The 23,474-nt window shown below is 39.6% G+C and carries 13 protein-coding genes; 12 read left to right on the top strand and 1 reads right to left on the bottom strand.

What is annotated here, in order from left to right; translation table 11 throughout:
• Positions 1-107 precede the first annotated feature (107 nt).
• Both D2A30_08255 and D2A30_08250 read left to right on the top strand, forming a co-directional pair.
• Positions 108-914, top strand: a complete 807-nt coding sequence (locus tag D2A30_08255; protein ID ULL21565.1) for a cell filamentation protein Fic — start codon at positions 108-110, stop codon at positions 912-914.
• A 138-nt stretch (positions 915-1,052) separates the two neighbouring features.
• Positions 1,053-3,926, top strand: coding sequence for a DUF3427 domain-containing protein (locus D2A30_08250; protein ID ULL21564.1), 2,874 nt, complete (start codon positions 1,053-1,055; stop codon positions 3,924-3,926).
• Positions 3,927-3,950: 24 nt separating this feature from the next.
• Here D2A30_08250 and D2A30_08245 read toward each other — a convergent pair whose 3' ends face one another.
• Entirely contained in the window at positions 3,951-4,343 is a 393-nt protein-coding gene (locus D2A30_08245) for a (deoxy)nucleoside triphosphate pyrophosphohydrolase (protein ULL21563.1), read from the bottom strand.
• A gap of 74 nt (positions 4,344-4,417) precedes the next feature.
• Here D2A30_08245 and D2A30_08240 point away from each other — a divergent pair, with 74 nt between their 5' ends.
• From D2A30_08240 to D2A30_08195, 10 genes are all read left to right on the top strand, one after another.
• Positions 4,418-5,518 carry an MmcQ family protein gene (locus D2A30_08240; GenBank protein ULL21562.1) on the top strand — a complete coding sequence of 367 codons (1,101 nt, stop codon included), beginning with the start codon at positions 4,418-4,420 and terminating at the stop codon, positions 5,516-5,518.
• A gap of 31 nt (positions 5,519-5,549) precedes the next feature.
• Positions 5,550-6,542: an aspartate--ammonia ligase gene (locus D2A30_08235; GenBank protein ULL21561.1), complete on the top strand. Its 993-nt coding sequence runs from the start codon at positions 5,550-5,552 to the stop codon at positions 6,540-6,542.
• A gap of 217 nt (positions 6,543-6,759) precedes the next feature.
• The gene (gene typA / locus D2A30_08230) at positions 6,760-8,610 is read left to right on the top strand and encodes a translational GTPase TypA (GenBank protein ULL21560.1); all 1,851 of its coding nucleotides are present in this window, start codon (positions 6,760-6,762) and stop codon (positions 8,608-8,610) included.
• Between the two features lie 14 nt (positions 8,611-8,624).
• The gene (locus tag D2A30_08225) at positions 8,625-8,903 is read left to right on the top strand and encodes a DUF3165 family protein (GenBank protein ULL21559.1); all 279 of its coding nucleotides are present in this window, start codon (positions 8,625-8,627) and stop codon (positions 8,901-8,903) included.
• Between the two features lie 360 nt (positions 8,904-9,263).
• Positions 9,264-13,628: an isopeptide-forming domain-containing fimbrial protein gene (locus D2A30_08220; GenBank protein ULL21558.1), complete on the top strand. Its 4,365-nt coding sequence runs from the start codon at positions 9,264-9,266 to the stop codon at positions 13,626-13,628.
• Positions 13,629-13,644: 16 nt separating this feature from the next.
• Positions 13,645-15,255 carry an isopeptide-forming domain-containing fimbrial protein gene (locus tag D2A30_08215; GenBank protein ID ULL22021.1) on the top strand — a complete coding sequence of 537 codons (1,611 nt, stop codon included), beginning with the start codon at positions 13,645-13,647 and terminating at the stop codon, positions 15,253-15,255.
• Between the two features lie 30 nt (positions 15,256-15,285).
• Positions 15,286-16,152, top strand: coding sequence for a sortase (locus tag D2A30_08210; protein ULL21557.1), 867 nt, complete (start codon positions 15,286-15,288; stop codon positions 16,150-16,152).
• A gap of 271 nt (positions 16,153-16,423) precedes the next feature.
• Positions 16,424-20,869: a hypothetical protein gene (locus D2A30_08205; GenBank protein ID ULL21556.1), complete on the top strand. Its 4,446-nt coding sequence runs from the start codon at positions 16,424-16,426 to the stop codon at positions 20,867-20,869.
• Between the two features lie 178 nt (positions 20,870-21,047).
• Positions 21,048-22,400 (top strand): UDP-N-acetylmuramoyl-L-alanine--D-glutamate ligase, encoded by a 1,353-nt coding sequence (locus tag D2A30_08200; protein ID ULL21555.1) that lies wholly within the window; start codon positions 21,048-21,050, stop codon positions 22,398-22,400.
• 3 nt (positions 22,401-22,403) lie between these two features.
• The gene (locus tag D2A30_08195) at positions 22,404-23,468 is read left to right on the top strand and encodes a UDP-N-acetylglucosamine--N-acetylmuramyl-(pentapeptide) pyrophosphoryl-undecaprenol N-acetylglucosamine transferase (GenBank protein ID ULL21554.1); all 1,065 of its coding nucleotides are present in this window, start codon (positions 22,404-22,406) and stop codon (positions 23,466-23,468) included.
• Positions 23,469-23,474 lie beyond the last annotated feature (6 nt).

The following is a 23,474-nucleotide window of genomic DNA, read 5'->3' as shown; positions in this document are numbered from 1 at the left end:
CAGTCTTATAGAGCCGATTTTAGCCGTACTAGATTAAACAAACGCCCAGCCTAAAATGGCTGGGTTTTGTGGTATAATAAGGCTAGAAATTCAAACAGGAGGAGTCTATGCAACCAACTTACAACATTGATAACCCCAATCTGTCCTACGAAGCCAAGCAAGAACTATGGGAAACGGGTTTTGGTCTTCAAAAAGTGGATGGGTTGACTCCGTCTATTTATATGGAAGAGTTGGCTGATAGGCAAGCTCGTGGAGAGTACACCTATGAGCAGGTGTACGAGGAAATTACGAAATACCACCAGTCAACTGATGCCAGTACACAAGAAGCAGATATTGTCTCTCTTCGGATTGTTGAAATGCTCTCCCAAAATGGTTTTAGCCTCCGACCAACCACTCTCTTACATATCCACAAAGAGCTTTTTCAGGATATTTTTGACAGCAGTATTCCAGTAGGTGAATACCGCACTGTCAATATTACAAAAAATGAATTAGTCTTAAAAGGTGATACAGTGATTTATTCAGATTTTCCATTGATTGCCGCCACTTTGGACTATGATTTCCAGCAAGAAAGGGATTTTTCTTATACTGGCTTAAATAAACAAGCCATTGTTGCCCATATCCAATCCTTTATTTCAGGTATCTGGCAAATACACCCATTCCGAGAAGGGAACACTCGAACAATCACTGTATTTCTTATCAAATACCTTCGCTCACTTGGTTTTGAGATTGATAATGAGCCTTTTCAAAAACATGCAAAATATTTTCGCGACGCCCTTGTGCTTGACAATGCTAAGTTAGTCAATAAACGGTCAGATTTTTTAACTGCCTTCTTTGAAAATCTCCTCCTGAATGGTCAGAATGATTTATCAAGTGAGAGGATGTATGGGGAGTTGGGGATAAAATTAGAGAAATAATGTAATCAAACATTTTAAATAGATGTTGAATTCTAGTGATTGATTACATAGCAACAATGGAAAATTTACAGGTGCTTCTTTTAATCTTTTGTTAGATTCAAGTTATTAATTTGTAACAAACGTATACGGGAAAATATCATGTCCAACAACAACTTATTCCAAGACCAGCTTCTTCATTCTTTGCAATATGGTTTCATTGATAGAGAGATTTTTCAAGAAGGGGTCTATTCGCCTAAAATTTTAATAAATGATACAGAGACTCATCGTTATGTCTTAAATGATATTCAAGAAGAGTTAGGCAAAGCTAAATCATTTGCTTTCAGTGTGGCTTTTATTACTCAGTCTGGACTAGCCCTAATTAAAAGTCAATTATCAGATTTGGCAGATGAGGGAGTTCAGGGGAGAATTTTGATTTCCCCTTATCTAGATTTTAATGATCCCATAGCGATGAAGGAATTGCTTAAACTGGAAAATGTCCAAGTTCGGATAACACCAGTCAATTTGCAAATGCATGCTAAGTTTTATCTATTTGAGCAAAAAGATAAACAAGTTATCATTTCAGGTAGTTCAAATTTAACTCATACAGCCTTGAAAATTAACTATGAGTGGAATGTGAAGTTGACCTCTACACATAACGGTGATTTTATCCAGAATGCCAAAGAAGAGTTTGAACTTATTTGGAAAAAATCAATCGTTTTAGATATAGAAGCAATCAATGCTTATTCAGCTCGTAGGAAGACGGTGATAAAAACAGCGTCGATTCAGGACGAGTCAATAGCATCTTACCAAGAAACCATTCGTCCCAACAAGATGCAAGAGCAAGCTTTGGAAGGCCTCGCAACTGTTAGGGAAAATGGTGCTCACAAAGCTCTGGTCATCAGTGCAACTGGGACAGGTAAAACCTATCTTTCTGCCTTTGATGTCGAACAATACAATCCAGATCGAATGTTATTTATAGTTCACCGAGAACAAATCCTACAAAAATCATTAAAAGATTTTCAAAAAGTGTTAGGATTTGAAGATGATGAAGGCTGCATTTATAAGAGTGGAATGGATTTATCACAGAAGAGGTATATTTTTGCGACCATTCAGACCATTTCGAGAGAAGATAACCTCCAATCTTTTGCCCCATCTTTCTTTAACTATATTTTGATTGATGAAGTTCATAAAGCTGGTGCAGACACCTATAAAAAAGTGATGAATTATTTTCAGCCAGATTTTTATTTAGGGATGACAGCAACACCTGAGCGAACAGATGGACAAAATATTTACGAGCTTTTTGACTATAATATTGCTTATGAAATTCGCTTGCAAGAGGCACTTGATAATGATATGCTCTGTCCATTTATATACTACGGCGTTTCAGATATTAAGATTGATGGCCAGTTAATAGATGAGAAAGCCAGTTTTTCGAATCTAGTATCAGAACAACGAGTTAATCATATTTTAGAAAAAGTTACTTATTATGGAGTAAGTGGAGAAACGGTAAAAGGTTTAATTTTCTGTTCTTCAGTAAATGAAGCAAAAGAGCTAGAGGGGCAGTTTAATGCAAGAGGACTCCGTACACGCGCTCTTTCTGGGGAACATAGCCAAGAGGAACGACAGAGAGTTGTTCAAGACTTAGAAAATGGAAACTTAGACTATATTCTGACGGTTGATATTTTTAATGAGGGAATTGATATTCCGAGTGTCAACCAGGTTGTCATGCTTCGCAATACCCAATCGAGTATCATTTTTATTCAACAATTAGGTCGAGGCTTGCGAAAGCACGATTCGAAAGAATATGTTACGATTATTGATTTCATTGGAAACTATCAAAACAACTATCTAATTCCTGTTGCACTATTTGGCGATCAGTCTATGAACAAAGACAATTATCGTCGTGAGGTCAGAGAGCCCAACATCTTAAAAGGATTGACGACAATCAACTTTGAGAAGGTTGCCAAAGAACTAATTTTTTCTTCTATCACAAATACGACACTCTCATCAATCAAAATTTTACGAGATGCTTTTAAAGACTTAGAGAATAAGTTGGGTAGAGTTCCGTATCTATCAGATTTCGTAAAATTAAACAGCATTGATCCGCTTGTCTTTTTTGAAAACTCCAGTTTTCAAAATTATGGAGATGTCATCAATAAATTTTCAGAAGAAACAATCCTTCTATCAGAAGTTGAAAAGCGATTTTTGAATTTTATTACGTTTGAAATCTTGAATGGAAAACGAAAACATGAACTGTATTTGTTGAACTTGCTTGTCGAAAATGAGGGACTAGTTTCGTCAGATAAATGGTTTGAATTTATTATTGAGCATGATTTAGATTTTAAAACAGATGTTTTGGATTCGGTAACAAGAGTATTGGACCTATCATTTCTAAAAGCCCAGGAGCAAAAGAAATATGGTAGTGATCCGTTAGTTGATTTTGATGGGGATATGTATAGATTGAATAATGCGGTCTATCAATCACTGGAAAATAACAGTATTTTTGCTCAACTCTTTATTGATACAATTATAACTGGAATATTAAAATCGAAAGAGTATCCTGAAATTTTCACACTGGGTCAGAAATATACTCGACGTGAAGTGCTTAAATTAATGAATGTCGCAAAAGATGAACCACCTTTAAATATTGGTGGATACAAAATTGATAAGGATACTAATTCTTGTCCGATTTTCATCACTTACCATAAAAGTGAAGATATTAGTGATACGATCAAATACGAAGATGAATTACTGAATGAGTCAACATTAAAGTGGTTCTCAAAGAACAAACGTACACTGGATTCTAATGATGTATCGACTATTATTCATTCTAATGAAAATGGATTGAGGCTAGAACTTTTTGTCATTAAAGATGATTCAGAAGCCGGAGAATTTTATTATCTTGGTCCACTAAGATACGTTGAAAATAGTGCAAGTGAATTAATAAAATCTGGAGACTCGGTAGTTCAAATGCTATTTAAGATAGGTTCACCTGTGGAGACAAACTTGTATAAGTACTTGACAGATAAATAAAAAAATAGAGATTCGCTGGAATCTCTATTTTTGTTGTAAACATTTGACAGCAGGAATATCTACTGGAGCCCATTCTAATGTATCTAACTCTTCGATGGGAAGCCATTTAGAATCCTGGTGTTCTAATAATGTTAAATTTCCAGTGTGTAATTTTGAACGGTAAGTTTTCATTGTAACAATACCAAAATCATACTCATGGGAGGCTTCATTGATGAAGGAAACGATTTCAATTTCAGAATCAAATTCTTCTTTAATTTCGCGAATTAAAGCCTCTTCGGGAGTCTCACCTTGCTCAAGCTTTCCTCCAGGGAATTCCCAATAGCCTCCTAAACTTTTTCCTTCAGGCCGTTGAGCGCAAAATATTTTTCCATCTTTTTCAATTGCTGCAGCTACCACACTAATAATTTTTTTTGACAAGATTTGACCTCCACAATAAACTCTTTTACAGATTTTGTTATACTTTCTCTATATATTACTTTAAAGGAGTTAAAATGTCTAGAAAAATTGCCAACCTCCCCTCCCTCATCCCTTTCGGTTTCACCTTTGCCGACAATCGTTACACCTACCGTGAGGTCTTCATGGAGGGGCAGTTTGAGGCGGTGGTGGAGGTTGATGAGGCTGGGCAGCTGTCGTCCTTTATCTGGGATTGTGAGATGGAGGAGGTCTATACTGCCCATCTGGTGACTGCGCCAGCTGGGGCTTTTGTGGGGCAGGTGAGAGAAAGCTATCAGGCGATTTTGGCTCGGGTCGAGGAGGCTTGTTGTGTTGCTCTGCCATTTTCCAAGGACCAAAGCAACCGCATAGCCCAGCTCATCAAGGAGCAGTGGGGCGACCTTCCTGACTATCCCTTTGACAAGTTACTGACCTATGGGGCCTTTCGCCATCCCTCCAATAATAAGTGGTACGCCCTGGTCAGTCAGATTCCGAGGGACAAGCTGGATGGGAGCGCTGACCAAGAGCTGGTGGAGATTGTCAATCTCAAGGTAGATGGTCGGGAAATAGCAGAGCTGCTGAGTCAGTCGGGCATCTACCCAGCCTATCATATGTCAAAGAAGGCCTGGGTGTCGGTCTTGCTGGATGAGACTGTGGAGGACCAGGCGATTTTCGCCCTCCTTGAGAAAAGTCGCCATCAGGTAGGACCAAAATCCTACAAGGCGGAGCAAGGGCCTGATTACTGGGTTATTCCTGCCAATCCCAAGGTCTATGATATTGATACCGAGTTTGCGGAAAATAAGATAGTCTATTGGCCACAAAAATTAACCATTCAAGCTGGAGACATCGTATCCATCTATGTGACGGCGCCTGTACAGGCCATCCGCTATGTCTGCCGTGTCTTGGGGGCGAACTTAGAAAATCGCGGGGAATCAGACATTCCTGCAGAGAAGAAAGTCATGCAGGTGGAATTGATTGCGCAGCTATCTGATACTGTCTTACCGAGGGAGCGTATGTTGGACTTAGGGGTCAAGGCGGTACGTGGTCCTAGACGTCTCACAAAGGAGTTGATAGATGTTCTGAGATCGGAAGTGAAAAAATTTATTAAATTATCAGAATATTTAATAAAAATCTTTACATCTGCAAAAAAAGCGGTATAATAAGACTATTAAATTTTAAGGAGGAGTAGGTATGAAGAAAAGCTTCATTCATCAGCAAGAGGAGATTTCTTTTGTCAAAAATACATTTACACAGTATTTGAAAGACAAGCTAGAAATCGTAGAAGTGCAAGGACCGATTTTGAGTCGTGTCGGGGATGGTATGCAGGATAATTTGTCCGGTGTGGAGAATGCAGTTACCGTTAATGTGAAGCTGATACCAGATGCTACTTATGAGGTGGTTCATTCGCTTGCAAAATGGAAGCGTCATACCTTGGCTCGCTTTGGATTTCACGAAGGAGAAGGTCTTTTTGTACATATGAAAGCCTTGCGTCCAGATGAGGATTCCTTGGATCCGATTCACTCGGTGTATGTGGATCAGTGGGACTGGGAAAAGGTCATCCCTGATGGACGTCGCAACTTGGCTTATTTGAAGGAAACGGTCGAACAAATCTATAAGGCCATTCGATTGACAGAGCTTGCAGTTGAAGCACGCTACGATATCGAATCTGTCTTACCGAAGAAGATTACCTTTGTTCACACAGAAGACTTGGTGAAAAATTTCCCAGACTTGACGCCAAAAGAGCGTGAAAATGTGGTTGCCAAGGAATACGGTGCGGTCTTCCTAATCGGTATCGGTGGTGAATTGGCAGATGGTAAACCACATGATGGCCGTGCACCTGACTATGATGACTGGACAAGCCCATCTGAAGCAGGCTATAAAGGCCTTAACGGAGATATTTTGGTATGGAACGAAGCACTTGGGTCAGCTTTTGAAATCTCATCAATGGGGATTCGTGTTGACGAAGAAGCACTCAAACGCCAAGTTGCCATTACAGGCGATGAAGACCGTTTAGAATATGACTGGCACCGTGCACTCTTGAATGGCTTGTTCCCATTGACAATCGGTGGAGGGATTGGTCAATCACGTTTGGCTATGTTCTTGCTTCGTAAGAAACATATCGGTGAAGTGCAATCTAGCGTTTGGCCACAAGATGTTCGTGACGCCTTTGAAAATATTCTTTAATAACAGGATAAAGAATTGTGCAAAATGGCCTTGCCAGCGATAGGAAAATGATAAAAATGTTTGGACTTATTTTAGAAGTTCCAAACTTTTTTGTTTTCATTCTCTTTTTGAATACTTGCAATTCATTGTTGAAAACATTTACAACATGATTATTTGTGATTTTTAGGCCAATCTATGATATACTTTTTTAGTTAAATTAAAATATACAGAGGATATTATGACAAAACTTAGAGAAGACATCCGTAACGTTGCTATTATTGCCCACGTTGACCACGGAAAAACAACCCTCGTTGATGAACTATTAAAACAATCCCAAACATTGGATGAGCGTACGCACTTGGATGAGCGTGCTATGGACTCAAATGATATTGAGAAAGAGCGTGGTATCACCATCCTTGCAAAAAATACTGCCGTAGCTTATAACGGTACTCGTATCAACATCATGGATACACCAGGACACGCGGACTTTGGTGGTGAGGTTGAGCGGATCATGAAAATGGTTGATGGTGTAGTCCTTGTCGTGGATGCTTATGAAGGAACCATGCCACAGACTCGTTTCGTGTTGAAAAAAGCGCTTGAACAAAACTTGATACCTATCGTGGTTGTGAATAAGATTGACAAACCATCTGCTCGTCCTGAAGAAGTAGTGGATGAAGTGCTTGAACTCTTCATCGAACTTGGGGCAGACGACGATCAATTGGAATTCCCAGTAGTCTATGCGTCAGCGATTAATGGTACTTCTTCATTGTCTGACAATCCAGATGACCAAGAAGAAACAATGGCACCAATCTTTGATACCATCATCGAGCATATCCCAGCTCCAGTGGACAACTCAGATGAACCATTGCAGTTCCAAGTATCACTTTTGGACTACAATGACTTCGTAGGTCGTATCGGTATCGGTCGTGTCTTCCGTGGTACTGTTAAAGTTGGTGACCAAGTTACCCTTTCTAAACTAGACGGCACAACGAAAAACTTCCGCGTTACAAAACTCTTTGGTTTCTTCGGTCTTGAGCGTAAAGAAATCCAAGAAGCTAAAGCGGGTGACTTGATTGCCGTTTCTGGTATGGAAGACATCTTCGTTGGTGAGACAGTAACACCGACAGATGCAGTTGAGGCACTCCCAGTTCTTCGTATCGATGAGCCTACTCTTCAAATGACTTTCTTGGTGAACAACTCACCATTTGCCGGTCGTGAAGGGAAATGGGTAACTTCACGTAAGATTGAAGAGCGTCTCTTGGCTGAATTGCAAACAGACGTATCTCTTCGTGTTGACCCAACAAATTCACCAGATAAATGGACTGTTTCAGGTCGTGGTGAATTGCACTTGTCTATCTTGATTGAAACCATGCGTCGTGAAGGCTATGAGCTTCAAGTATCACGTCCAGAAGTTATCATCAAGGAGATCGACGGCGTGAAGATGGAGCCATTTGAGCGCGTGCAAATCGATACTCCTGAAGAATACCAAGGTTCTGTTATCCAATCCCTTTCTGAGCGTAAGGGTGATATGTTGGATATGATTTCAACAGGTAATGGCCAAACACGACTTGTCTTCCTCGTACCTGCGCGTGGTTTGATTGGTTATTCTACAGAATTCCTTTCAATGACTCGTGGTTATGGTATCATGAACCATACTTTCGATCAGTATCTACCAGTTGTTCCTGGTGAAATTGGTGGTCGTCACCGTGGCGCCCTTGTCTCTATCGACCACGGTAAGGCAACGACTTATTCTATCATGCGTATCGAAGAACGTGGTACCATCTTTGTTAATCCAGGTACTGAAGTATACGAGGGAATGATCATCGGTGAAAACTCTCGTGACAATGATTTGACTGTTAATATCACAACTGCTAAACAAATGACAAACGTTCGTTCAGCGACGAAAGACCAAACAGCGGTTATTAAGACACCACGTATCTTGACTCTTGAAGAATCACTTGAATTCTTGAATGATGACGAGTACATGGAAGTCACACCAGAATCCATTCGTCTTCGTAAGCAAGTCTTGAACAAGGCAGAACGTGATAAGACTGCTAAAAAGAAAAAATTAGCGACTGAAGAAGGATAAGAAAAGGGAGAGGCATGTTTTATCTAATCTTAGCCATGTTGCTGGTGCTATTTTATATCTTTGCAGCACCAAACAATATTCGAGGAACCATTAATCTCATGGTTGCAGTATTTGTTTTAGTAGCACTTTTTATAGCCCTCTTATTAGCTTTTTTAAAGGTTTTAGAATTCTCTTCTCATGTCTGGGTTGCCATTATCATGTTCATGATTGCATTCTGGGCTATGTGGGATATTCATCATTTAGATAAACCAAATACCAAACGTTCATCAAGAACGAAGAGAGATACCTACTAAAATTTGTGAAAACGTGAATGCCTCCTTTCGGCCACCAGCTCAACTTGCTGGTGGTTTTTGCATGTTTAAAAAGTTAACAAGACTATTTATTACAAATTCTATGCAAACGTTTACATAATATTATTTGTCAATAATGACACGAAAAATGGGTAATTTGCAAATTGTTACCGGTAACAATTTATTTTGAAAATAAATGAAAATAAATGAAAAACAGCAAGAAAACATGTAGGTTAAACCATATTTATGAAAAAAAATAAAACTTTAGGAGATTGTTATTTTATTTTTGATATGATAAAATAATGAAAATGTTTGCATATTGTGTGCAGAAAGATGTCAATTGGATACTAACTTGCTTTATTCATGAAAAGGAGAAACGGACTTTTGAAATTAATAAGGAAATTAGTGACGGGGCTGATGATTCTTCTCGTAGCTCTTGGGAGTAGTCCTTTGGAGGTGTTTGCCTATGTTCCAGATTTGGATGGGACAGAGTGGCCAGTAAAAGATAACAATGGGTCTTCATCTACTTTGCCCCAACCACCAGCTGTTGAGAATATTGTTGATTTAAGGAATATGTTTAATTATCCAACTTTGGATTATTCCGGAATACCGCGTGATCCTGCTAACGGACAAATATTAGATTTTTCCAGGAACAAGTCTTATGTTACAAAGGATGATTCTTCGGTAGCGGTTTTGACAAGAGATTCGACATGGCAGTCAGGGGTTATGTGGAGTCTAGACGATTACAAAGTGAAGTTGAATGAACCGTTTCACATGGTTTCCTATGTTTATTTAGGGAATAAAGGTCAGCAAAACCATGGTGCAGACGGGATTACTTTCACGATGCACAATGATAACAAAGTAGCCTCCTCCTCAGAAGCAGGGAGTACTGCCAATACTGGAAATAATGCCTATGGTGCCCTTGGAAACGGTCTTGGAGTTTACGGGAATCACTTTAGTGGAGCAGATAATAGTAATATTTATGTCCAGATGAAAAAAGGGGTGACCAATGGTATTGCTTTAGAGTTCGATACATTTTATAATGACGAGACCGGTTTGAACGGGAAACAGTTTTCTGATAACGATTTGTGGTCTTATGCGCGTCCGCAAGGAAGTTATAATTCTAATTTTGGACATATTGGCATCAATTATTTGAATAATCTTCAGCAAAATCGCGCCAATGAGGATTATACGACATTACAACCTCGTAGGTATAAAAAGTTTAGCACAAATGTTTATGATTATAATACTATGATTAAACATAGTGGCATGTTAGCTGTTGGTTGGGATGGAACAATAAAAGAATTGGCCACGAAATTGGACCCGGATAAAGGTTGGCAAATTGATAGATATCCTTCTAAACCACTGGCTGATGACACGTGGCACCGTCTGGAAGTAAAGTGGACACCTAAATCAGATACAACTGGCGATTTAACATACATTATTTACCGAAAAGGTCACAGTGGGAATCGTAATGTTTCTTCGATTTATGATACATCAAATTATACAAACAGTAGCAATGATATTCTTACATACACTATTTCAGATTTAAATGTTGTAGATGTATTTAAGGTTAACAGCACGGCTGATTCAGTTTATTGGGGATTCTCAGGCTCAACAGGTGGTTTCCAAAACAACCAAGCTGTTCAGATGTTGCAATTGCCAGAAGCCTACTATCAATCTGAAATTTTGAAAAAGGATCAAGATGGGTATCCAGTTTCTGGTGCAGTTTTCGAACTTGAAAAAAAGAATGAGACAACTGGTCGTTGGGACGTCCAAGAGTTCTATAATCCGAAAAACGGTCAATATGTGAGACAACTAATGACTGGATCACAACAAGACATGGAAATTGGAGTTTATAGCGGTGTATTCCAGAGCCTAGGAAAAATTAAATTAACCCAATTAACTAAAGGTACTTATAGATGGAAAGAAGTTGCACCTCCAGAAGGTTATCAACTAGACAAAGTCTACTATGAAGGTTATCAACGAGACAAAATCTACTATCCGAATGAAGAAGGTTTTGTGGTCAATTACGCAAATTCGAAAATTGAAAATGCTTTTCAATACCCAGCAAAAAATACCAAACTCAGCCAAATAGAACTCTATAAGTATGATAGAGTCAAAACTCAACCATTGAATGGTGTAAAATTCACTATTTTTAAAAAGGAAAACAATACCAACTATTATTTGAAATTAAATGCTGACACTGACACTGCTGCTACTGATTTTGAGTGGACAATGAATGAAGACGAAGCAAAACAATTTGAAACGGGCAAATCCTATTTTGTAAGAAATGGCGAAATTGAGGAATCTGTACTAGCGGAGAAAGACAAGGGATATATTCGTATCGGCTATATTGAAAATGGTGCAAATCTTTCATGGAAAGAAGTGGAAGTACCAAAGGGATATGATTCTTCTGGTAAGTTGATAGGAGATTTCGAACATAATAACTATCTTTACTCGGCAGAACAGATTAACTCACGACTCTTTCAAGTGAGTCTAGAGAAAAAAGCGAGCGACGACCCCAATGCGGCATTGCCTGGAGCAGTCTTCTCCTTGGAACAATATGACGGAGATTGGAAGGTGGTAAAGGTTAAACAAACCACAGGTGAAAATGGTAAAATCACCTTTACCCCAATTACCCCAGGTGAAGATGGTGAAGACACCATTGAAACAGATGGAAATGGTAAAATCACCATTTCAAATTTAAAGGCTGGTAAATATCGTTGGGAAGAAAAACAGGCTCCTGTAGGATATAAAATCAAACAACAATATTACCCATTTGATGTGCAATATCGTGAAGGTCTAGAAATTGACAATATAAGTCAAAATTATATCTACGATCCGACCCAGGTAATCAACGAACCTAAAGATTTTAATTTAACGCTTGAAAAGTTATCGTCTACCTTCCAAAAACCGCTACAAGGTGTGGAATTTAAACTATATGATAGTGCAGGTGAGCCTGACTTTTCACCTCTGCACCTGATAGATACCGTAACAACAGGTACTGACGGAAAAATTGTTTTGGATAAGGGACAGATTCAAGCAGGTAAGACCTATTATCTAGTTGAAAGTCCGACACAGACAGTAGAGGGTTTCATTCGATTAAAGGGTTACTTTACCATCACGACTTCCAAAACCAATGGTTTCACAGACGAATCAGTCACCTATACGCCGAACGCTGAAAAGTCCACAAGTCCATTTGAGTTTACAAGCACATCTACTGACACATCCTATGCTGGTACCTTGAAAATCTACAATAAGCGGAAATCAATCCTACCAGAAACCGGTGGAAATGGCATTTTGGGCTATGTTGGTATTGGCTTGACGATGACCATCGTAGCTCTGCTATTTTTCATAGCGAGAAAACGTATCGTCAAATGGTTGGTCATCCTTCTGGTAGCGACCTCTGGTCTGGCTGGTTTGGCAGGGGGCACGCAAGTAGTGTCTGCTCAGGAACAGGAGCAGGTACAACTTGAAGTAAATCGTCTGGTTTATCAGCCGAGTGATACGCAGTACAAGTCTGGAGTACCAGTTGCTGGTGCTAAACTTGAGGTTGTGGATGTGACCAAGAGCTTCTATGAACTCGTCAATCGTCAGAAATTAAGTCTGAAAGAGGCGCAGGAAGCAGTTAGTAAAAGCAACAAGATTGATGGACAATCGCTTGCTGTAGCAACTACGGATCAATCTGGTTTAGTTCGCTTTACGGTTTCGAAAACCAGTCAGCAACGACCGGCGGTCTATCTCATTCGAGAGATTGTTACACCTGTAGCAGTGACGAAGATGGAAAATATGGTGGTTGTTCTACCTATATTGGATGAAAGTGGTAATGAAAAGTCACTCATATCTTTGTTTCCAAAGTCACATGGAACATTTACTTTTGATAAAACAATTGACGAGAAACAGTCTAGTTATAGCTATGGTGAGCCGATACCCTATCGCTTATCAACAATCATTCCGCAAGACATGATGAATTTATCGTCCTATGAGATAGAAGATATCTACGATCAGGGCTTGCGATTTATTTCTGATAGTTTGGAGATTTTTATTGACGGAGAAAAACAGTCAGATAGTATCAAAGCTGTAAATCTGTCAGAGAATCAATTTAGAGTAGTGTTTGATGTAGCCAAATTGGCAGACTTCGGTGGGAAAAAACTTGAAGTAACCTATCAAATGGTTATTAAGGATGAGGCTGCAATTGACCAAGATTTGGTCAATACGGCAACCCTTTATCCAGGAGATTTGACCCCGTTGGTCGATAGAGAAAATGTCCAAACAGGAGGTTTTCGATTCATCAAACGTGCAGCTGAGGGGAAACAAAATCCCTTAGCCAAGGCAACTTTTGTTATCAAAAATCCTACTGACGATACGGTCCTCACCTACAAGGAAGGAAAGTATCAATTCGAAAAGGTAGCTACAAATGCATCTGGGGTTGTTCGTTTAACTTCGGATGATGATGGCTATTTTGAGATAAGAGGATTGAGATATGGCGAGTATCTTGTCAGTGAGATACGAGCACCTTCGGGCTATGTCTTGAATGACAAGCCAACTGCATTTACTGTTGGGGTTTCAACTTATTCCCAAGGTCCGGTCTTATCGATATTTAACGTCAAAAAACCGAAAATTCGATTGCCAGAAACGGGTACCGTTGCAACATCAACCGCATTTGTGGGATTGTTGATAATGGCTTCATCACTTGTGATGATTAGGAGAAGAAAAGATAACTAATTCAAGGAGAATAAAAATGAAAAAGATTAAAGTTTTTGCTTTACTAGCGACACTTTTTGTCGGTATCTTTAGCAATCTGTTTACCCCAGTCGTATCGGCTGTAGAACCGAGTGGCGATGCAACTGTTACGATCCACAAATTGAAAAATAAAACTGGACCTATTGTTAACACTGGTAATGTGTTAGATGGTTACACTGCCTCTGATTTCTTAGATGGTATCACATATAATGTCTATGATGTGACTGCTGCATACCACGCTAAGTACAACGAAGTTTATACATCAACAGATGCTCAAGCTGCTGATAATACAGCTCGTGACTATGTTCAAGGAACTGCGGGTCATGCTCCTAAATTTGAAGGTACTTCTTATGTGGCTACTCTAAAAGGTACACAAACGACAGCTACAGCTGAAGCAGCTACAGAGTTAGTTCCAAAAGGTGCTGCAACATTTACCTTACCTAAAAAATCAGGTGGTAAAGATGCAGTCTACGTCTTTGTAGAACAACCTAAAACTGGTATTACTGCTGCTGAAAACAACTTAGTACTTAGCTTCCCAGTATATCAATTAGATGGTAATGGAAAAAACACTGACAATGAATTATCAACTATTCATTTGTATCCAAAAAACACTACGGAAGATATCACTCCAGTAAAAGATATCACAACTCCAAATTCAGATGGTGCTAAACCTGTTGAACATAACAACTATAATATCGGTCAAGATATTGGTTTCAAATTATCAACAAAAATCCCTGCTAATATTGGCATTAAAGAAGTTGATGGCGTAACACCACACTACAACACTTTTGGTTTAATCGATACTCATGACACAACATTGACATTTAATCCAACAGGGACTCATAAATTGGAAGTTGCTGGAACATCAGTTGTTCTTTCTGAGGGAAAAACAGCTGACTATACTATCGTAGTTGGTGAACCTGCTCCAGCTGAAGGAAAAGCTACCTTCAAAGTGAAATTGACTCAAGAAGGTATTAACAAACTTGCTACGCATGGTGGTAAGAATCTTGAATTCACTTATACAATGAAATTGAATGCTACTGCAGTGATGGACACTAAAAATGTCAACAAAGTAACTGTTGAATATGGTCGTAAGACAGATACTTTCGATGACGTTGTGACAAAACCAGGTAACGAAAAAGAAGTGTACACTGGTGGTTACGGTTTCATCAAGACTGACGTTAGCACAAACAAACCACTTGCAAAAGCAGAGTTCGTTGTACGTGATGCAGATGCTACTACCGCAAAATACTTGAAGATTGATGACACGACAAAAGAAATTTCATGGGTTAATTCTGTAACGGATGCAACTATATTCAAAACTGGTGAAGACGGTATCGTTGACATCAAAGGTTTGACTTATGGTACTTACTATCTTGAAGAAACGAAAGCACCAACAGACTATGTGCAATTGACTAAACGTATTGGGTTCGATGTTAAATTTGATTCATATAAAACTACAACTACAACTCCACATAACGTTGCTAATACACCTAAAGGTTTCCTTCCTTCAACTGGTGGTGCAGGTATCATCCTCTTTGTAGCTCTTGGTGCTGCTATGGTTGGTCTTGCAGGTGTTTACTTTACATCTCGTCGTAAAGATGCCTAATAATAATTAAATGAATAGGGAGGAGAGAACATGGCTCGCACCAGACAAAACGGCAAGCGAAAAATAATTGATACAATTATGGTATTGATTTTGGTTGCTGGTCTAGGCGTTCTCTCCTACCCATTTGTTCGGAACTCTTTAAATGACATGATCAATCAACAGTTGATTCGTCATTATCAGGCAGAAGCTAATCAAAAAAGTAAAGAAGAGTACCAACAACAACTTGAAAAACTGGAGGAGATGAATAGGCAGTTTGCCTATCAAAATATCTCTCCAGGCTTTGATCCATTTTCGGAAGAGGCCAAAGAAATTGAGCAGACAAAGGTTATCTACGAAGATCATATCATCGGAGTAATTTCTATTCCTAAGATAGCGGTGCGCTTGCCTATTTTTGACCAGACAACAGAAGCATTTCTGGCTAAAGGGGCTAGCTATCTGGAAGGGACTTCATTTCCCATAGGAGGGGAGTCTACTCACTCGGTGATTTCTGGTCACCGTGGTCTGACGGAGGCAAAACTCTTTACAGATTTACCAGATTTGGTAAAGGGGGATCACTTTTATATCGAGCTTGGGGAAGCTGAGATACATGCCTACCAAGTGGATGATATCAAAGTGGTAGAACCGACAGATGTTAGTAGTTTGCAGATTGAGAAAGGGAAGGATTACATTACCCTTGTCACCTGTACACCTTATATGATTAACAGTCATCGCCTGCTCGTTCGTGGTCACCGGGTTCCTTATGTTCCAGAATTAATGGAAAGTGAAGTGAAGGAAGCAAAAGTTGACTACTACACCTTTATGCCGATAGTGATACTAGGATTGGTATTGTTCCTTATCCTCATAGTCATATTTAGAAAATTTAGAAGAAGCCGTAAATCTTCTCCCACACGTTCATAGCCCAAGACGGCGGACTCAAATTTTTTTAATGACGAGAATGGATGATGACTTCACTTTGAGATAGGAATTCATTTCGATTGCTTGTCTCGGTATACTTAATTTATTCTAAGAAAATCCCATAAAATAAAGTGGCTTTTCCGATAATGATAAATCGGTCCACTTTATTTTTTAAGTTTAAATGAAAACGGTTGCACAATTTCATTTGGTTTTAGGAAGACTGTAACGTGCTTCCTAATTGTTGGAGATAAAAGAATGTTTATAAAGGTAACGAATGAAAAAGAAACAGTTTGCAAGTAAAGTAACAAGGCTAACCATGTCAATGGTGCTTGGGGCGAGTGCTATCGTTCCAAACATGCTTCCCCTGTATTCACAGACAGTCTCTGCAAATACTCAAAATACAGGTATTTTGTCAGCGAAAGATCGGGGGATTCTCTATGCCAATTCACGGACGGATTTTCGGGATGAAACCATCTATTTTTTGATTACAACTCGTTTTTATGATGGTGATTCAAGCAATAATGCCCGCACGTCTGAAGACAAGAAGGCCAATAATCCTGAGACTGACCCTTCCTGGCGCGGTGACTTTGCCGGCTTAATTGAACAGTTAGACTACATTAAAGCATTGGGATTCACGGCTATTTGGATTACCCCTGTTGTCCAAAACAATTCTGGCTATGACTATCATGGTTACCATGCTTCTAATTTTAACGCAGTGGACTATCGGTACGAATCCAATGGGGTTGATTATCAAACTCTGATTGATGCCGTGCATGCCAAGGGGATGAAAATTATTCAGGACGTAGTTTTCAACCATACTTCCAATTTTGGTGAAGAAGGCCTGAACGAACTGGGTGGAGAAAGTCTGAAAACCCAAATTTCAAGCAATGATTATCCAACTCGCAATAAGGTAGTTATGAATGGTACAGGAGATCCGCTGAATATTTACCACCATAATGGGTTTGCGGGAGGCGGTGACTGGGATAACTATGAAGCTCAGCGGAAAACGATTGCGGATGACTGTTTTGATTTGGAAACGGAAAATCCGCTGGTCTACAATTACCTCATTGATGCCTATAAGAAATATATCAATATGGGTGTGGATGGCTTCCGTGTTGATACGGTGAAGCATTTATCTCGTTTGACCTTAAATACCACCTTCCTTCCTCAGTTACAAGGGGCAGCTGAAGCGAATGGGAACAATGATTTTTATATGTTCGGGGAGATTTGTACAAAAGGACACGATGTCTGGTACCGTGATGCTCCGCCGATTTCAACCTCTTTCTACACTTGGGATACGGATGCAAGTTATAAGGCAAGATGGAGCGATACCGATTTGGCGACCAATGAAAAGTTAGTCGAGTCTCACTATCTTGATCATATGAATACAGGGAATCAACCGACTTCTTCCAATGCGTTGTTGAATGGCAATGATTACCATGCAACAGATTATTCTCAAAAATCAGATCTCGGTGCGATTGATTTCCAAATGCACTGGTCCTTTGACAATGCCAACCAAGCCTTCAATACGGCAAAATCGCAGGATCCTTATTTCAACGATGCGACCTGGAATGTGGTTTACGTTGATTCACACGATTATGGACCAGATAATTCACAAACAGTTCGTTACAATGGTGGTACAGATGCTTGGGCAGAAAATCTCTCATTGATGTTTACATTCCGTGGGATTCCGACGCTTTACTATGGTAGTGAAGTAGAGTTTCAAGCTGGAAAACCAATAGATGTTGGGCCGAATGCGCCTTTGAGTGCAACAGGTCGTGCTTATTACGGGGATTACCTTGAAGGAAATGTCGATACGACTGACTTTACAGAGTTTGGAAATCTGAGTGGAAAAGTTGCTGAGACTTTACAGGCTCCTCTTTCTCAACATATCATTCGTCTCAATCGTCTCCGCCAAGCTATTCCTGCTCTTAGAAAAGGGCAATATTCTACTGATGGTATCTCAGGAAATATGGCTTTCAAGAGACGGTATACAGATGATAAGACAGATAGTTTCGCCTTGGTGGCTATTTCAGGCAATGCAACCTTCTCAGGAATCCCAAATGGTACCTATGTAGATGCTGTTACAGGCGATACAAAAGTGGTGTCAAATGGCACATTAACAGCTCAAGTTTCTGGTAAAGGAAACATGAAGGTCTATGTGTTAAATACAAGCAAGACACCTGCCACAGGCCGTGTCATTCCGAATGGTCAATATTTGACTGATGGTGGCGTAGTTGTACCGATTGATAATGGCCAAATTTCAGTTGTAGAACCTACAAACTTGGAAGTGAGCACGTCATCCGTTACCATCAAGGAAGCAACTTCTACAAAAGTAACGGCTAAAGTAAGTCCTGTGGGTGCTTCTCCTATTGTAAAATGGACTTCAAAAAATCCAGATATTGCAGCGGTTTCAAATGGTGAAATTACCGGTGTATCTGTAGGGAAAACGACAGTAACTGTAAAAACCACAAATGGCATTGAAAAAACGATTCAAGTGACGGTTGAAGAAAATCCAGACATTATCAAGCCAACTTCTATCACATTAAATAAGAATAGTCTGACTCTATTGACCAAGGAATCGGAACAATTACAGGCTAAGGTTGAACCAGAAAATACCACTTATCCGGAGGTAGTTTGGGAAAGTTCGGATCCAACAGTGGCTAAGGTGGATGAGTCTGGAAAAGTGACTGCTCTGAAACCTGGTACAGCAACGATTACGGTGACAAGTCGGTATGGCAATCATAAGGCTCAATGTGAAGTAACCGTTGAAAAGAATACGAATGCAACAACCATTTACTTCAAAAATACGGCTAATTGGGCGACAGTAAATGCCTATGCATGGGATTCAACCAGCAATCCAATTCCGAAAAATGCAGCTTGGCCAGGTGAATCCATGGTTGCTTTAGGAGATGGAATCTATAGTATTGAATTGTCTCCTGAGACTAATTACGACAAGATTATTTTTAATAACGGTAGCCAACAAACCAAAGATTTGACAATTGATGTGGCAAAGACTCTCTATGATTTTGGTTCATCTTCATGGTCAACCTATGAGTCTGCTGACGTGAAGGCGGTAGAGGGCGTAACCTTGAATCAAGCAAGTTTAGAGCTTGATATTAATCAATCCGAACAATTAACAGCAACAGTTACACCAAGTGATGCGACCAATAAACGATTGTCATGGACTTCTAGTCAGTCAGATATTGCGACTGTGTCACCGGATGGTCTTGTAAAAGCAATCAAGGCTGGAAAAACGGAAATAACTGTAACAACAGTGGATGGTTCACATGTGGCGACTTGTCAAGTGACGGTAAAGGAAGCGCCAGTGAAACCTGTTGTTCTTGGAGTGAAAGATCAATCTACGGATACAATTGAAATCTCCGATACCGCAACATTGACATTGGAAGTGGCCAATGCGAAGACGGCTTCTTACAAGCTAGGAAATGGTCCTGCTGTCACATTCAGCAACGGACAAACCATTACAGTTGGTCAAAATTTAGCAGCAGGTAGCAGTGTAACATTGACATTGGCTGCAACATCATTGGATAACCAGTCCGTTACAAAAACCTATACCATCACGAAAAAAAAGGTGGAGCTTCCAGAAGAGCCAATTACTCAAACGACAATCTATTTCGATAATCCAGACAATTGGACAGAAGTCTATGCCTATATGTATGATGCCAAAGGCAACCACCTTCTTGGAGCATGGCCCGGTACTAAGATGACAAAAGAGGTATCAGGTGCATATGCTCTAAATGTACCTTCAACATACAGCACATTGGGTGTGAAAGTTTTATTCAGCAATAACAGGGGGGGCCAATACCCTCAATCTGTTGGTTTTGATTTTGTTGCAAAAGGAACTTATTCTAAGACTGGTTTGAAAGTGGCAGAAGAAGTTACGGTTAAAGAGGAGGTTGTTACAGAATCCATTCCATTTGAAACGAAAACGGTGGAAAACCCTGAGGTGGACAAGGGTGTGACCAATACCCTTTCTGAAGGTAAAGCTGGTAGCAAAGAGATTACCTATAAAGTGACCTATAAAAATGGGGTTGAAGCTAGTCGTGAAAAAGTGAAGGAAGTGGTTGTAACGGAACCAACTCCAAAAGTTGTCGAAGTTGGAACCAAAGTGAGTGTAGATGAGAAAAAGATCGCTACACGTGTGTATTTTAGCAATCCTCAGAAATGGAAAAAGGTCTATGCCTATGTTTATGACCAAAAAGGTCAACCTGTTGTTGGCACTTGGCCAGGGAAAGAGATGACCAAGGATGAGCATGGCTACTATATTGAATTGTCTGTTGATTTGGTGGGGGGAAGAATTATTTTCAATAATCCTGAGACTAAGGTACAATATCCTACGCAAAATCAAGCTGGCTTTACGATTGAGTTAGGACATTTGTATGATCAGACTGGGAACCGTTATCCTGTCCTACCAGAGGAAGGATTTACCCGGATTCAGTTTGAAAATCCTGGTGGCTGGGATGCTGCCAATGTCTATGCATATTACGGAAATCCGATCCAAAGTCCCCTTGGGGCATGGCCTGGAAAACCAATGATAAAAGGAAATGATGGTCATTTCTTTATTGACTTACCAGAAGAATATGCAGAAAAGAATGTGAAAATTCTTTTCAATAAACCAAATAGCAATGTACAATTTCCATCTGCAGTTGGTTTTGATTTCAAATTGAATGGTCAATATCCGAAAGATGGATTGAAATAAAAATCATCTATGTAAAGAGGGAAGGTTACTCCCTCTTTTTTGATTTTATCAAATTTCGTAAAGGTTACTATTTGATGATGGGTTGTTACCTAATTGATATAGACTTTCTACCCCTATGTCTTGAAAATGGTGCTATTTCAAGGTAAAATAGAGTGTTAGAAAGTCAAAGGTAAAGTATATGAAAATGATTGAACAATTTAAAAATAAAAAAGTATTAGTTTTGGGATTGGCAAAATCTGGTGAATCAGCTGCTCGTTTATTGGATAAATTGGGTGCGATTGTGACAGTGAATGATGGAAAACCATTTGATGAAAATCCGACGGCACAATCATTGTTAGAAGAAGGGATTCGTGTCATTTGTGGAAGTCATCCCTTGGATTTACTGGATGAAGATTTTGCGCTTGTTGTGAAAAATCCAGGTATTCGCTATGATAATCCGATGGTTGAAAAGGCTTTGCAAAAAGGAATTCCTGTGTGGACTGAGGTTGAATTGGCTTATTTGATTTCAGAGGCTCCAATTGTCGGCATTACTGGCTCTAATGGAAAAACAACTACAACCACTATGATTGCTGAAGTCTTAAATGCTGGACACAAACCTGCTAAATTATGTGGGAATATTGGCTATCCCGCTTCATCTGTGGCACAGACAGCAACAAAGGACGATACTTTGGTCATGGAGTTGTCTTCTTTCCAACTAATGGGAACAGAATCGTTCAGACCTCATATTGCAGTACTGACAAATTTGATTGCAAGCCATATTGATTACCATGGGACTTTTGAAGACTATGTGGCTGCGAAATGGATGATTCAACGTCAAATGACAGAAGAGGATTTCATTGTCTTGAACGTCAATCAAGCTGAAATCAAAGAATTGGCTCTACATACCAAAGCCAATGTTGTGCCATTTTCAACCTTGGAAGAGGTGGATGGTGCATATTTAGCTGATGGAAAATTGTACTTCAAGGGTGAATATGTCATGGACGCAGATCAGCTGGGTGTCCCAGGAGCTCATAATATCGAAAATGCCTTGGCTACCATTGCAGTTGCCAAGATTTTGGGAGTAACGAATCAGGCGATTCAAGAGAGTTTGTCTGCATTTGGTGGTGTGAAACACCGCCTACAGTTTGTTGGTAAAATAAACAATGTGTCATTCTATAACGATAGCAAGTCTACCAATATATTAGCAACTCAAAAAGCTCTTTCAGGATTTGATAATCAAAAGGTAGTATTGATTGCGGGCGGTTTGGATCGTGGCAATGAATTTGATGATTTAGTACCAGATCTTGTAGGCTTGAAGAAGATGGTTATCTTAGGTCAGTCAGCACCACGTGTGCAACGGGCTGCTGAAAAAGCTGGTGTTGGCTATATCTCGGCTGATGAGATTGCGGATGCTACTCGTAAGGCCTTTAAAGTTGCTGAACCAGGGGATGTTGTCCTTTTGAGCCCTGCAAATGCAAGTTGGGATATGTATCCTAATTTTGAGGTACGTGGCGATGTATTCCTACAAACCTATGAGGAGTTAAGTAAATAAAATATGAAAAAAATTGTTTTTACAGGTGGAGGAACAGTTGGACACGTGACGCTCAATCTCCTTTTAATGCCTCGTTTCATCAAAGATGGTTGGGAAGTGCATTATATTGGGGATCGAAATGGGATTGAGTATGAGCAAATTAAAAATTCTGGCTTAGATGTCCAATTTCATTCCATCGCTACTGGGAAACTGCGTCGTTATTTCTCTTTCCAAAATATGGTGGATGTATTCAAGGTTGGGTTTGGCATTCTTCAATCCATTGCGATTATTGCCAAAATTCGTCCTCAAGCCCTATTTTCAAAAGGTGGCTTTGTTTCTGTACCACCAGTTATCGCAGCAAACTTGTTAAGAGTACCGGTCTTTATCCACGAATCTGATTTGTCGATGGGACTAGCCAATAAAATTGCCTATAAGTTTGCGACGACAATGTATAGTACCTTTGAGCAACCATCAGAACTGGCAAAAGTAAAACACGTTGGGGCAGTGACCAAGGTCGGGCAGCAAACAGACAAGGTTACTCCAATCCAATTACCTGAAATCCTAAGCCATTTTGACAAACAATTGCCGACTTTATTATTTGTTGGTGGTTCTGGTGGAGCTAAGGTATTTAATAATTTAATCAGCCAGCATGCTAAGATATTGACAGATGGTTTCAATATTATTAACTTGACTGGCGATGCACGACTCAACCAACTGGATAAACATATCTATCGTGTAGATTATATTACGGAGCTTTATCAACCCTTGATGGATTTTGCGGATGTCGTGGTGACACGTGGTGGTTCCAATACCTTATTTGAATTGATTGCAATGAAAAAATTGCATCTCATCGTTCCACTCGGCCGTCAAGCAAGTCGTGGAGATCAGATTGAAAATGCTCTGTATGCGGAGAAAAAAGGTTACTCTCGACAAATTAGTGAGGAGCAATTTACAGTTGATACCTTGTTGTCTGAGGTGGAAGCTTTGCTAGAAAACAAAGACTTTTATATCCAAAATATGGAACAATCTACTGAAATACAGTCAGTTGATAGTTTTTATCGCTTGTTAATGGAAGATATAGGAAGGTAGATGAGG

The sequence above is a fragment of the Streptococcus suis genome, assembly GCA_022354845.1.
Classification (GTDB): domain Bacteria; phylum Bacillota; class Bacilli; order Lactobacillales; family Streptococcaceae; genus Streptococcus; species Streptococcus suis_AA.
This window is presented reverse-complemented; position numbering and strand designations above follow the sequence as displayed.